General features: G+C 42.9%; 12 protein-coding genes. 10 read left to right on the plus strand and 2 right to left on the minus strand.

Annotated features, from left to right (window positions below):
• The first annotated feature begins 7 nt into the window (after positions 1 to 7).
• The 3 genes from W293_RS0109190 (at position 8) to W293_RS0109200 (ending at position 2,272) form a co-directional block, all read left to right on the plus strand.
• Positions 8 to 847 (plus strand): hypothetical protein, encoded by an 840-nt coding sequence (locus W293_RS0109190; protein ID WP_025652158.1) that lies wholly within the window; start codon positions 8 to 10, stop codon positions 845 to 847.
• A gap of 63 nt (positions 848 to 910) precedes the next feature.
• The gene (gene queF, locus W293_RS0109195; protein WP_025652159.1) at positions 911 to 1,786 is read left to right on the plus strand and encodes an NADPH-dependent 7-cyano-7-deazaguanine reductase QueF; all 876 of its coding nucleotides are present in this window, start codon (positions 911 to 913) and stop codon (positions 1,784 to 1,786) included.
• 84 nt (positions 1,787 to 1,870) lie between these two features.
• The gene (locus W293_RS0109200) at positions 1,871 to 2,272 is read left to right on the plus strand and encodes a lysozyme inhibitor LprI family protein (protein WP_025652160.1); all 402 of its coding nucleotides are present in this window, start codon (positions 1,871 to 1,873) and stop codon (positions 2,270 to 2,272) included.
• An 85-nt stretch (positions 2,273 to 2,357) separates the two neighbouring features.
• Here W293_RS0109200 and W293_RS0109205 read toward each other — a convergent pair whose 3' ends face one another.
• Positions 2,358 to 4,076: a proline--tRNA ligase gene (locus tag W293_RS0109205; RefSeq protein ID WP_025652161.1), complete on the minus strand. Its 1,719-nt coding sequence runs from the start codon at positions 4,074 to 4,076 to the stop codon at positions 2,358 to 2,360.
• A gap of 673 nt (positions 4,077 to 4,749) precedes the next feature.
• Between W293_RS0109205 and W293_RS0109210 the strand changes: the two genes are divergently transcribed.
• Together W293_RS0109210 and W293_RS0109215 are read left to right on the plus strand one after the other, a co-directional pair.
• The gene (locus tag W293_RS0109210) at positions 4,750 to 5,496 is read left to right on the plus strand and encodes a DUF4230 domain-containing protein (RefSeq protein WP_025652162.1); all 747 of its coding nucleotides are present in this window, start codon (positions 4,750 to 4,752) and stop codon (positions 5,494 to 5,496) included.
• Positions 5,497 to 5,717: 221 nt separating this feature from the next.
• The gene (locus W293_RS0109215) at positions 5,718 to 5,972 is read left to right on the plus strand and encodes a hypothetical protein (protein WP_025652163.1); all 255 of its coding nucleotides are present in this window, start codon (positions 5,718 to 5,720) and stop codon (positions 5,970 to 5,972) included.
• Positions 5,973 to 6,039: 67 nt separating this feature from the next.
• Here W293_RS0109215 and W293_RS0109220 read toward each other — a convergent pair whose 3' ends face one another.
• Entirely contained in the window at positions 6,040 to 7,701 is a 1,662-nt protein-coding gene (locus W293_RS0109220) for a cryptochrome/photolyase family protein (RefSeq protein WP_025652164.1), read from the minus strand.
• 171 nt (positions 7,702 to 7,872) lie between these two features.
• Between W293_RS0109220 and W293_RS0109225 the strand changes: the two genes are divergently transcribed.
• The 5 genes from W293_RS0109225 (at position 7,873) to accD (ending at position 13,080) form a co-directional block, all read left to right on the plus strand.
• On the plus strand, positions 7,873 to 8,544 hold the full coding sequence (locus W293_RS0109225; protein WP_025652165.1) for a phosphoribosylanthranilate isomerase: 672 nt from the start codon (positions 7,873 to 7,875) through the stop codon (positions 8,542 to 8,544).
• 192 nt (positions 8,545 to 8,736) lie between these two features.
• Entirely contained in the window at positions 8,737 to 9,939 is a 1,203-nt protein-coding gene (trpB, locus tag W293_RS0109230) for a tryptophan synthase subunit beta (protein WP_025652166.1), read from the plus strand.
• 157 nt (positions 9,940 to 10,096) lie between these two features.
• Complete coding sequence (locus tag W293_RS0109235; protein WP_025652168.1) at positions 10,097 to 10,858, plus strand: hypothetical protein; 762 nt, start codon at positions 10,097 to 10,099, stop codon at positions 10,856 to 10,858.
• Between the two features lie 53 nt (positions 10,859 to 10,911).
• Entirely contained in the window at positions 10,912 to 11,736 is an 825-nt protein-coding gene (gene trpA, locus W293_RS0109240; RefSeq protein WP_025652169.1) for a tryptophan synthase subunit alpha, read from the plus strand.
• A gap of 381 nt (positions 11,737 to 12,117) precedes the next feature.
• Positions 12,118 to 13,080: an acetyl-CoA carboxylase, carboxyltransferase subunit beta gene (gene accD, locus W293_RS0109245; protein WP_025652170.1), complete on the plus strand. Its 963-nt coding sequence runs from the start codon at positions 12,118 to 12,120 to the stop codon at positions 13,078 to 13,080.
• Positions 13,081 to 13,261 lie beyond the last annotated feature (181 nt).

Genomic DNA, 13,261 nt, shown 5'->3' on the forward strand with positions numbered 1-13,261 from the left:
CTCTCATATGCAAGTAACTCTACCAGTAGCCAATTCAATTCGCATCTGTATGACGAGTGGATTACTACTAATGTTATCAATGCTCTCTGTTTCAGCGCAAGCAGAACTGCCCAAAGCGACAATGGATGACTATGTTTGGAAAGCACTAAACCCAGCCAGAAAATCAGATTACTTTGATAATGAGTGTGAATACGACAGTCTGGTCGCTTATAGGAAATGCCTTGAGACAAGCTTAGAGAAACATGATAACAAGCTTAGCGAAAAGTGGAGATTGAGCAACCGCGTTTCGAGAGAAAAAGATACGATATATATCCAAGTACCCAATCGAAGCTTACCGTTGGTTTTTCGTGATGAGCTGTTTGCTCCTGACGGCCAATCTCACTCTTATTTTTCGCTATATGATTATGACCAAAAGAGACAACTGCTGTACTTGTTGAGAAGTTTCCCTGAAATAGAAAATACGATACTTATTAATCTCAAAACTGGCTTTAATCAACAATTTGATGGTATTGATATTAGGGTATCACCCAACAAAGAACGTATTACTACAGTAGAGCGTTATATAGGTGAAGAAAATATTACGATTTGGCAAAAGCACAGAGAAGGCAGTTATCAAATAGTTTATGAAAGTGACCCCAGTGAATTAAAAGCGCATTTGGCATTTTACCAAAATCGAGAACAAAAACATGATTTTGAAGATGTTGATATTGAATGGCAAGGTAATGATAACGTTTTGGTCGACTTTTATTATCTTATCAATGAAACAGATGATGTAGGATATCGAGTACGCTTTAAGTTAGTGAAAGCCGACCCCACATCCAATTGGCAACTTATTCCCATAAAATAACCCATTGCTGTAAAATGGCTGGTTTTTATTTCATTATATTTAAGTATGCAAGGTAAGTAACTTATGAGTATTCACGGTATCTTGGGTGAGCAAACTACTGACTATCCAACTGAGTATAGTCCAGAAACCTTATATCCTATTGCCCGCAGTATGGGGCGTGATGCCATTGGCTGGCAAGATGATAAGTTGATGGTTGGCATCGATTGGTGGCAGGCATTTGAGATGTCTTGGTTGAATCCGCAAGGACTCTCGCAAGTGGCTATCGCACGTTTTGGTATTCCTGCTAGCTCGCCATTTATCGTCGAGTCAAAATCACTTAAGCTGTATTTGAACAGTATCAACTTTACCGAATTCCCTAGTTGGGAAGCTGTGCAAACGCTGATTGCTAAAGACTTATCGGCATGCGTACAAGCAGAAGTGCAAGTTGAGCTGTTTGGCTTGGATGATAATCTTTATAATAAGACATCAGAGTTATTGATTGCTCAGCCTGAGGGTGCGTGTATTGATGACGCGCTTGCCAATACTAGCGAAAAGATTGCATTATGCGAGCATCCTGATGCATCTTTATTGAGCGATGCTAGAACGAATGCTCATTCAGAAATTGCCAGTGCTCAGCCTTATACTTTTTATTCTAATTTACTGCGTAGTAATTGTCCGGTGACCAATCAGCCAGATTGGGGTACATTGGCGGTTTCGATGACCAGTGATAAGACAGTCGACGACGCTGGCATGCTGCGTTATATCTTAAGTTTCCGCCAGCATAATGGTTTTCATGAGCAGTGTGTCGAGCAGATATTTGCTGATTTAAGCAAACAGTATGAGCCAAGCGAGTTGATGGTTCGTGCGTGGTATACGCGCCGCGGCGGTATCGATATCAATCCTTGCCGTGTGAGTGATATCCGCTTATTACCACAGCCAAGCCGCTTGATTCGTCAGTAGACTAAGAGTGCTTGCTAATACTCATCAAATACGTTTATATGCTCATTTAGGCAGATGTTATTTTGCTTTGCCTGGGAGGTCAAGATGAAATGGGCAACTGGTTTTTTGACGGCGCTAGCGGCAGCTGCTTTGTCTATCTCTCTCATGCAATCGGCACAAGCGGAGTTTATTGAAAATCAATATAACTGTGAAGATGCTTATATGGAAGTGGCTTATGATTGTGGTAATGATGCGATTATAGTCGAAAAAAATCGCCTTAATAAAATTTATATGAGTGCTTATCGTACTTTGAATACGACACAACAACAGCAGTTGGACAAAGAACAACGTATATGGTTAAAGAGTCGCAGCGATAAGTGTGACTTTGAATACGACGGTCCAATGAATAATTCTGTGGTGTACGCCCAGATTGGCGCTAATGTTTGCACCGCTAATGAGAGTCAGAAACGTAGTAAGGCGATTGCTAAAAAATATAATATCAAATAACAATTTTCATTTTTTAGAAGTAAAAAAGCGCCTATCTCATTAAATGAGATAAGCGCTTTTTATGGCACAGTTTTTACGAGTAAAACTATTTGCCGCTTACTTTTGCTATTACTTCTTCACGGCTTAGCATCTGCTTTTCTGTCTCACGGCGATTGACGTACTCGTATTTGTCCTCTGCAAGATTGCGATCAGAGACGACGATACGGTGCGGAATACCAATCAATTCAAGATCAGCAAACTTAACGCCAGGACGCTCGTTACGGTCATCGAGTAGCACGTTGATACCTTGAGCCTTTAACTCGTCATACAGGGCAGTAGCGGTCTGCATGACGGTCTCTTCTTTTGACTTCATCGGTATGATAGCGACTTCAAAAGGTGCAATCGAATCGTCAACGGTCGGCGTTTTTGGCCACATGATACCGTTTTCATCGTTATTCTGTTCGATAGCAGCAGCGATAATACGGCTGACACCAATACCGTAGCAACCCATCATTAGAGTGACTGGCTTGCCATCTTCACCAGATACGGTCGCATTCATCGCTTGCGAGTACTTATCACCGAGCTGGAAGATATGACCCACTTCGATACCGCGTTTGATTTTTAGACTGCCTTTACCATCAGGAGAAGGGTCGCCTTCTTGCACGTTACGCACATCAACAATACGCGTGATACGAGTGTCTCTTGCCCAGTTCATACCGATGGTGTGTTTATTGACTTCATTCGCACCGCAGACAAAATCTGATAGTGCTGCTGCCGAACGATCGACAAACACCGGCATATCTAAATCAACACCGATATAGCCTTTATGCAGACCTGCGGCTTTTAGCTCTTCATCAGATGCCATGGTCAATGGGACGTTGGCTTCTTCGATTTTCTCCGCTTTGATCGTATTTAATTGATGATCACCGCGCAGTACGATCGCTATAAGCTGTGGCTCATCATTCTCATCATGACCATGAACGATTAACGTTTTAACCGTAGTGGCTAATGGAACATCCAAATGTTCAGCAACCATTTTACAACTGGTCATCTCTTCAGTTAACACGTCTTCGCGTTCCATTTTGGGTGGCTGACGCTCAGCAGTGCTCACCGATTCTGCCAGCTCAACGTTCGCTGCATAATCAGAAGAATCTGAAAAGGCGATATCATCTTCGCCGCTATCTGCTAAGACATGAAACTCGTGCGACGCAAAACCACCGATGGAGCCAGTGTCTGCTTGTACCGCACGGAAGTCTAAACCCAAACGAGTAAAAATGCGCGTGTAAGCGTCATACATATCATGATAAGTCTTGGCCAATGAGGCCTGATCAACATGAAATGAATAGGCGTCTTTCATGGTGAATTCGCGCGCACGCATCACACCAAAGCGTGGACGAATCTCATCACGGAATTTGTTTTGAATTTGAAAGAAAGTAATCGGTAGCTGTTTATAACTACGTAGCTCGCCTTGCGCAAGATTGGTGATGACTTCTTCATGGGTCGGACCAAGCACAAAGTCGCGATCATGGCGGTCTTTAAAGCGCAATAGCTCAGGGCCGTAATCATTAAAACGTCCGGTCGTTTGCCAGAGTTCCGCTGGCTGGGTCATTGGCATAAGCACTTCTTGCGCGCCAATATTCTGCATCTCTTCACGAACAATACGTTCGACTTTTTGCAAGACACGCAGCCCCATGGGCAACCAAATATATAACCCAGAAGCGATTTTACGAATAAGACCGGCGCGCACCATTAATTGGCTTGAAGCGATATCGGCATCACTTGGGGTTTCTTTTAGAGTAGCAAACAAAAATTGACTGGCTTTCATAAATAAAGCGTAACCTTATCAACGATAAAAAATAAGAAGTAGTAGGATGTTGAGCATGTTGCTGAAAGTCTCAGAACCGCCGCAAGCTTACCTTTATTACTTGGTAATAGGCTAGGACATTGCCTAGCAGAAGAAGGCTTTCACAAAAAGCACTTTAGTAACCACATCCTGCATACAGTAGGACGTAGTTGTAGTTGATGCATCAATATATCGGGCTATGCAAACACAAATATTCAGACTAAAAGCCTGAAGAATAAATATATGCTGGCATTTTGTTCATGCAATCTGACTATGTTAGGTAAAGTTTGCCTAAGACGCAATGACTTTTTGTTTTTTCAGAGCGAACATCGTAGAAACAGCTCAGTCTCACCTCAATCATCCGATGATTTACTGATTCTAAAGACATTTGTATAAAGATCTCTACTCTTTTTATGTAGGGATATTTGTCAACAATTATGTAGAGCATTGGTAGTTATTACTTGAAGTAATGGTTCAAAAACATCATCTAAGTCACACCATATTTACGGACTCTATTCATAAAAAGCTGATTAAGCGAATGATCAAACACAGTTTCTAGAAGAGGCTTTTATATAAGAAGTGTCCATAAATAAAGCTTTCTATAAATAAATTATAAAACTCTAACAATAAACGATAAAACATTGAGGTGGCTTAAATGATCAATCCTGATAAACGTTCTCTTGCCGATAATAATGCGAATCAGCCGAAAAAAAACCCGATTGCCCTGATGTCGTGGCTAGTGTTACTGATTGGTTTGGCCGCCATCGTCTTTGCTATTTATACCGCGCAAAATCTTAGCAAAGAAAAGCCAATAGAAACCATTACTCGTGAAGGCGTGGTCACGCAAATTCAGCAGCTCAATCGCCTGCAAACGGTTGCCTTTAGCGTAGATACCGTTATCACCAGTGAGCGTCCAGGAAGTTGGATGAAACTGTGGCAAGATGAGCAAAAAGGGTTGTTTATCGCCCGTGGTCGTGTAGAAGCAGGGATTGATTTAAGCGCATTGACACCTGAGATGGTACAAGTGGTACAACCTGATATTCAGTCTAATACTAATGTAGGTGAAACAGAGGAGGGCGACGCGAACACGCCAGTCTCAATGATGCCGCAGATTGATATTACTTTGCCACCCTCAGAGATATTTTCGGTTTATCTAGATGATATCGAGATTTATGATTGGCAAACTGGGGCTTTTGGTATGATGCAAGTGGATCCTAAAATCTGGGAGCAAGCACAGAGTATGGCAAAAAAAGAAGTGCTTGAGCGTGCTTGTCGCGGCGATGTCATGAACATGGCACTAAAAAACGCTCAAACGCAGATACAACAGCTGTTTGCGTTGACAGGAGCTGTGGTCACGGTCACCACGCAGGGCGCAGGGGCGTGCCAATTGCCAACGGCTTAATGCTTAGGTTTTATTAATAAAAGGTTTTGGAGAGAGAATGTTTTAGTACGGGTAGTTAAATGAAAACGCTTTAATGAATTGCTACGCCGATTAGCAGATGTTGCTTGAAATTATTGGTAATAAGGTTACTATATTATATAGCAGGACTTATTTATTATTAACGATAGCTTTATAAATGCTGTCGTTAATACTAAGCTTATATAATGTAAGAGGTGGCATATATGACAACTCCTAATAATCAGCCGTCTGCTCATGAGAAGCGCAAATTAACCAAACACCGCAAAGAAACGGAGTCGCTATCTTTTGCGACTTGGGTGCTGCTCATTATAAGCTTTACTTGTCTAGCGTATGCCATTTATACGATTCAGACGCGAATAGTAAAGCCAGCTATCGATACTGGTAACGCTAAGGCGGCACAAAGTAGTTTGGTACAAACTGGCAGTGCGCCGCAAAATAAAGCCAAAGTAAACAGCTAACGCTTTCTTCTCAAACATATCAGCTTTACGACTTTTTTAAACTCATGACTGTTTTTTAATTCAATACTTATTTTTTAAATTCAGTAATCGCCAGTTGCCGTGCCGCTTTGTGTTCGACCATTGGGGCGGGGTAATCTAACCGCCTAAACCTATCGTCTGTGTTGATAGCTTTACGTATCTTGTCTTCGCTATGCAAAATGCTGGCAGGCATATCCTTTAATTCAGGTAACCATTCCTTTATGAATTCCCCATCAGGGTCATGAGTTTTGGCTTGGCTAAAGGGATTCATAATACGGAAGTAGGGCGCAGAGTCCGTACCGGTCGATGCGCTCCATTGCCAGCCGCCATTATTTGAGGCAAAGTCGCCGTCTATCAGTTGCTGCATAAAATAGCGCTCGCCTAAGCGCCAATCAATCAATAAGTCTTTGGTCAAAAACATCGCGGTGACCATGCGTAAGCGATTGTGCATAAAGCCCGTCGCATTTAAGCAACGCATCGCGGCATCGACTAAGGGCACACCCGTCCTGCCCGTACACCACGCATCAAAATCATCCTCATTGTATGACCAATTAATCTTAACATCGGTCTCATTTTTATAAGCTTGATGCTGGATAAGTTCTGGCTTATAGTCTAATACATGGCGATAAAAGTCTCGCCACGCCAGCTCACTGATCCAGCGATTAATGTCTTCATTGTCGCCATCATTACCATGCAATTGTTCTTGTGCTTTAGCCGCTTGTAGGTAGCAAAGTCTGGGACTGATGACCCCAATTGTCAGATACGCTGATAATTGACTAGTGGCGTGCAAGCTTGGCACATCGCGGCTCACATCATAGTTATGAATATCATCCGCAACGAATTGATCCAAGCGGTGACAAGCGGCGACTTCTCCAGCAGGATAAGCGTCACGTGCGTGAGTAAGCTGTGCCTCACTATCAATATGACGGAGCTGGGTATTGTTGGCTAATGACTGTTGGTAGTCTTTAACCACTTTTTGGCTTAATGTTTCTATCGCGTCGACAGTATTAACGGTCTGTTTTGATATTTTTAAAGCAGCCTTGTTGCTATTGCTATTGCTATTGCTATTGCTATTGCTATCGATTGCTAAAGCTTTATGCAGTTGTATGTTGCTAACTTCCAAGGTATGCCGCCACTTTTTATAAAACGGAGTAAATACCTGATACATACTATCGTCATTGGTGGTGATGCTTTTCGGTGGTAAAATGCATTGATCATGCCAGCGTATAAACTCGATGTCGTTTTTTGCAAGCAGCTGGCTCAATTGTGCGTCGCGCTCAATCTCATTGCCCTCGTATTCATGATTGGCCATGACGCAGCTAATATTATTGGCTGCACATAAGGCGTCTAATGAATCCACACAATCAGAGAAACTATCGCAAACCTGTACATGCAAGGTGATATTTAACTGTTTGTGCAAGTCATTTGCCAATATTGGCAAGGTACGGGCGATATGATCGAGTTGAACCAAGGACATGTCGTGCGTTTGCCATTGCTCAGGGGTGAGGAAGAACAAAGCGCTTACTGATGCGTCATTATCACGGGCACGCTCACAAAGCGCTGCTAAAGCGGTGTTGTCATGTAGGCGTAGATCACGGCGAAACCACATCAAATAATGGGCAGAGGTTAGGCTGGTATTATCATCGTTGCTATTATTATTGCCATCGTTGTCATCAATGGTAGTGGTAGTTGCCGACGCAGTGTTAGACATTAAGTATCCTCATATTAATCAATCGCAATCATAAACAAAACTATGAATAAAAGTATGCTAGGATAAGTTTTTGGATGCAATTGATTTACTCATTGAGTAACAAATCCTCATCATTTTATGCTTAATCGCTATGACAGCCAATCTATGGCTGCTGTATTTTAAGGTCACACCATGCACGTGAAGTTTTGCGGGTTTACCGACGTAGCTGATATTCATACTGCCACCCAATTGGGTGTCGATGCGGTCGGCTTGGTATTTTATCCGCCCAGTCCACGTGCTGTGACCATGGAACAAGCCCAAACCTTAAGCATCGCCGTTCCTGCCTTTGTCAGCGTCGTCGCCTTGGTGGTTAATATGTCACACGAAGAGTTGGTTGAACTGGCGAACCATGTTGCATTTGATATCATTCAATTCCACGGTGATGAAAGCCCTGAGCAGTGCCAACAACTGGCAAATGCGGTCAATAAACGCTGGATAAAAGCCTTACGCATCAATGCGGAGAAAGATACCCTTGCTAGCGTAAGCGCGCGTATTGATAGCTTTGCAGCGGCAGGGGCGAGTAGTATTTTGCTCGATGCTTATCATCAGCATAAATATGGTGGTACAGGCGCGCGCTTTGATTGGAGCCTTATTCCTCACCATAGCTCGTTACCGATTGTCTTAGCGGGCGGTCTTGATGCTCAAAACGTCGCTGCGACGACAGAGTTACCCATTTACGCTGTTGATGTCAGCGGTGGTATCGAGGCGGCTAAAGGCAAAAAAGATGCTGCCAAAATGCGCGCCTTTATGAAAGCGGTCAAACGCGATCGATGGCAAAGCGTGACGGTCACTGACGCCATCTAAGCGATTCATAAAGCACCTTTATCCTTGTTTGGTCGTTATTCCGATTTTCTGCTTAAATCTTATTTTTTCGTTCTCCACTATTTATATTAAAAAATACCACTTATTACAGTAGGAATTATCATGAGTCATGTCGCTAACAAAGATTTATCAGCCACGGCACAAGCCGTCAATACTTTTACCAATCCAGCTGATGTGCAAGACTTCAATCAGTATCCCGATGCTCGTGGGCACTTTGGTGTGCATGGCGGTCGTTTTGTTTCTGAAACATTGATGGCAGCACTAGAAGAGCTAGAAGCGTTATATACCAAAGTCAAAGCCGATCCTGCATTCTGGGAAGAGTACCATAACGATTTGGTCAATTACGTCGGTCGCCCAACACCGCTTTATCATGCCAAGCGTCTCAGTGATGAGATTGGTGGTGCGCAAATTTACTTTAAGCGTGAAGACCTTAACCATACTGGTGCGCATAAGGTAAATAACACTATTGGTCAGGCACTGCTTGCCAAGATGAGCGGCAAACAACGTATCATCGCTGAGACGGGCGCAGGGCAACATGGCGTAGCGACGGCGACGATTGCCGCACGTTTAGGGTTAGAATGTATCGTCTATATGGGTGCTGATGATGTCGAACGCCAAAAGATGAACGTCTACCGTATGCGTTTATTGGGTGCGACGGTGGTGCCAGTCACTTCTGGCTCACGTACCCTTAAAGATGCGATGAATGAAGCGATGCGTGATTGGGTCACCAATGTCGATAGCACTTATTACATTATTGGTACGGTCGCTGGCCCGCATCCTTATCCGCTACTCGTGCGTGATTTCCAAGCGATTATCGGTAAAGAAGCGCGCATTCAGCATTTGCAAATGACTGGCAAATTACCAGATGCCCTAGTCGCCTGTGTCGGTGGTGGCTCAAATGCAATTGGTCTGTTCTTTGACTTCTTAAATGATACTGATGTCAAAATGTATGGTGTCGAAGCGACAGGTGATGGTATCGAAACAGGTCGTCATTCAGCGCCACTAGCAGCTGGTCGTATTGGTGTATTGCACGGCAATCGTACTTACCTAATGGCAGATGATGACGGACAGATTCAAGAGACGCATTCTATCTCTGCTGGTCTTGACTATCCGGGCGTTGGTCCTGAACACAGTTTCTTAAAAGACATGAAGCGTGTTGAATATGTGGGCTGTACCGATAAAGAGTCGCTAGAAGGCTTCCATGAAGTCACCCGCAAAGAAGGTATTATCCCTGCGCTTGAATCTGCCCATGCTGTTGCCTACGCGCTTAAGCTGGCTAAAACAATGACGCCTGATCAAACGATTATTGTGAATATGTCAGGTCGCGGTGATAAAGATTTGCATTCAGTAATGAAAGCAGAAGGGATTGAGTTGTAGTAAAAATAGAAGAGTTCAGATTATTGTACAAGAAGGTTTAGCAGCTTATTAAGTTGAATAAATTTTCTATATCTCAATACGGTAATTACTTTGCTCTATAGAGCAAAGTAATTACCAATGTTGCTGGCTATGTTTTTATTATCGATAGTATACCTTCATGAATTTGAACCGCTTAATACCGAGTAAGCCTAGCCAGTTGAGCAAGTATCCAGATCAAGCGGTGCTAACAGCGCCAGTCACAATAAGTGTGGGTGTGCCTACTGAAAGAGTCAGTTTTTGGCAGAGTTATGGTTTATTTGTAGTTGCCACTGTATGGGTAGTGATGTATGTCTTGATGGCCGTTTGGGAGTTTTCGACAAGTTATACGGTTACAACAATTGATGAAATTGTAAGAAGTATTCTTGGGCTTTGGTCTCTTTCAACTATACCCATGTTGTTTTTCGTTATGATGACGTATTGGGTGCATCGTGCCTATAACAGTTTTGTCGTTCCAAATCCATGGGTCGCAAAGCGGTTGACTTGGAAGCATGTGCCAATTATGGTTATTAAAGAAAATAGCATTATCTTTCTATCTCATTTCTTTATATTTATTGATAATCTACATCATGATCAAACAGTAAGCTTCGATGATGTTGAAAAGTTTTCTCTAAATCAAAGCAGTCATTCTGGTATTGGTTTTTCGATAATATATAAAAAAGAACATGTGGAAGCTATGAAAAATGAAGGCAGACGGATTGACGGCTTGTTAGCTCACAAAAAATTTACATTATATGAGCATTACAATATTTTGAATGGTCAACATTATATTGATCTACGTGAAATATTGAATATTATGAATACCTTTCATAAGCAAAAAGCTAATAGTATCGAATATTTATCGCAGGATAATCCTGATAATTTAATGGATATTGGCTGGTAAAAACACATTCAGATAAGCTAAAAATTTATTTAACAAAACTATAAGAGAACACTATGACCCGAATTGAAAGCACTTTTGAAACCTTAAAAGCACAAAATAAAAAAGCCCTGATTCCGTATGTCATGGCAGGCGACCCCAATCCTAGCAGCACCGTTGGTTTGCTTCATGACTTAGTCAAGCATGGCGCAGATATGATCGAATTAGGCTTACCCTTCTCCGATCCAATGGCTGATGGCCCAGTCGTTGCCTTGGCAGGAGAGCGTGCATTAGCCGCAGGTACCAGTACGCGTGATGCGCTAAAAATGGTCGCTGAGTTTCGTCAGCAAGACAGCCAAACCCCAATCATTTTGATGGGCTATCTCAATCCCGTTGAAATCATCGGTTATGACAACTTTGTCGCACTATGCGAGCAGTGCGGCGTCGATGGTATTTTGATGGTTGATTTGCCACCAGCAGAGGCGGGCAGCTTCACCCAGCATTTGACTGACAACTCGATGAATGAGATTTTCTTATTATCGCCGACCACTTTGCCGGAGCGCCGCGAGCAAGTATTGACCCATTGTGGCGGCTATATTTATTACGTTTCGCTAAAAGGCGTCACCGGTTCAGCAACGCTCGATACAAATGATGTAGCGACTCAAGTGCAAGCGATTAAAGCCGAGACCGATTTGCCAGTATGCGTGGGTTTTGGTATTCGTGATGCGGCATCTGCCAAAGCAATCGGTGAGCATGCCGATGGTATTATTGTCGGTAGTGCGTTGGTGCAAAACTTTGCCGATATTGATGCTAACGATACCGCTGCGGTTGCGAATGCACAGCAGAACATCATGGCAAAAATGGATGAGCTACGTGCAGCATTAGACAGCTTAAGTGCTTAATAGCTATTGCTTTCATATTGTTGTTATTTGAAGAAATAGTTATTTGAGACGGCAAAGTCAAATTGCAGCTATTGTTTACCTAAGACTTTACTTAACAGCTTTACGTGAAGACAATACTAAATGACTTTGCTAAAATTAGTTTACGAGTGTAAACTAACATCACTATTATATGGTGTCTGATAGTGGTAGTTTGTGAGTCATTTTGATTGGCAAATACATTATCTATCAATAAGCGCATAATCAAATTACCGACATACGAGATTTATTTATCAGTATGTTGCATAACGGCTCATGTTATGCTGGTATTTGACGTTTGGTCTAGACAACCATTAAACTCTCAAGGACAAGGAAATGAGCCAACTTGTCGATAAGCCTTTGATGATGGCAAATAATATGACTGATACAATAACAAAACCTGACATGACTACGCCGAACAATACTGAAAAAACCAATGCCGAGCCGAACGGGAACACCGCTGGGCAATCGTGGTTTAATCGCCCGATACCGGGTATCAAGCAGCAATTGACAGCGCCTTTGACAGCAGTAGAGACTGAGCCGTCAACCAAGTGCAGTAATTGTCATTCGATGATTACTAACACGGCGCTTATTTTTAACTGTTATGTGTGCCCGCACTGCGATCATCATTTACCGATGAGTGCTCGTGAGCGTCTGCATTGGATATTGGATCAAGTAGATGGTGAGCTTGGGCAAGAGTTTACGGCAAAAGATCCGCTAAGATTCGTCGATAGTAAGCCATATCCAAAGCGCATGAGTGAAGCGCAAGAAAAAACAGGCGAATCTGAAGCGCTGATTGCTATGTATGGTAAGCTGCGCAATCTTGACGTCGTGGCTTGTGCTTTTGATTTCCGCTTTATGGGTGGCTCGATGGGCTCAGTCGTTGGCGATCGATTTGTTCAAGCGGCGGAAAAAGCGCTTGAAGAGAAAAAGCCGTTACTTTGCTTTGCAGCTTCCGGTGGTGCGCGTATGCAGGAAGGGCTATTGTCTTTGATGCAAATGGCTCGTACCGCAGCGGCGATTGAACGCTTAAGAATTGCTGGCGTGCCGTATATCGTGGTACTGACCAATCCCGTTTATGGCGGTGTGACGGCATCGCTCGCGATGCTCGGTGATATTCATCTGGCAGAACCAAAAGCCATGATTGGCTTTGCTGGCAAGCGCGTGATTGAGCAAACGGTTCGTGAGACGCTAGAAGAGCCATTCCAGCGTGCCGAATTCTTGTTAGAGCATGGCGTGGTCGATGAAGTGGTACATCGTCATCAGCTTATCGATACTATTTATCGCTTGCTAGCGAAATTATGTGGTGTTCCTAATGTTGATGCTTAGCACAGAATAATAAACATGAGCAGCTGATTCAGTTTATAACTGGCTAGCAGCGTGCTAATATCTCTAAAATATGCAAAACTCCTTAATAGCATTTATCGTCATATAACGGTAAATGCTATTTTTGGTTTTAGTTAGCAAATATACGGTCTTTATTTTCATAAAATTATATATAGGTTTGCGC

The sequence above is a fragment of the Psychrobacter sp. TB67 genome (assembly GCF_000511065.1).
Lineage (GTDB): Bacteria > Pseudomonadota > Gammaproteobacteria > Pseudomonadales > Moraxellaceae > Psychrobacter > Psychrobacter okhotskensis.

Excerpts from the sequence above, each read along its gene's own strand:
- accD (WP_025652170.1), top strand. The coding sequence starts at position 12,118 with ATGGCAAATAATATGACTGATACAATAACAAAACCTGACATGACTACG.
- W293_RS0109220 (WP_025652164.1), bottom strand. The coding sequence starts at position 7,701 with ATGTCTAACACTGCGTCGGCAACTACCACTACCATTGATGACAACGAT.
- trpA (WP_025652169.1), top strand. The coding sequence starts at position 10,912 with ATGACCCGAATTGAAAGCACTTTTGAAACCTTAAAAGCACAAAATAAA.
- W293_RS0109200 (WP_025652160.1), top strand. The coding sequence starts at position 1,871 with ATGAAATGGGCAACTGGTTTTTTGACGGCGCTAGCGGCAGCTGCTTTG.
- W293_RS0109205 (WP_025652161.1), bottom strand. The coding sequence starts at position 4,076 with ATGAAAGCCAGTCAATTTTTGTTTGCTACTCTAAAAGAAACCCCAAGT.
- W293_RS0109215 (WP_025652163.1), top strand. The coding sequence starts at position 5,718 with ATGACAACTCCTAATAATCAGCCGTCTGCTCATGAGAAGCGCAAATTA.
- W293_RS0109225 (WP_025652165.1), top strand. The coding sequence starts at position 7,873 with ATGCACGTGAAGTTTTGCGGGTTTACCGACGTAGCTGATATTCATACT.
- W293_RS0109235 (WP_025652168.1), top strand. The coding sequence starts at position 10,097 with ATGAATTTGAACCGCTTAATACCGAGTAAGCCTAGCCAGTTGAGCAAG.
- W293_RS0109210 (WP_025652162.1), top strand. The coding sequence starts at position 4,750 with ATGATCAATCCTGATAAACGTTCTCTTGCCGATAATAATGCGAATCAG.
- W293_RS0109190 (WP_025652158.1), top strand. The coding sequence starts at position 8 with ATGCAAGTAACTCTACCAGTAGCCAATTCAATTCGCATCTGTATGACG.
- queF (WP_025652159.1), top strand. The coding sequence starts at position 911 with ATGAGTATTCACGGTATCTTGGGTGAGCAAACTACTGACTATCCAACT.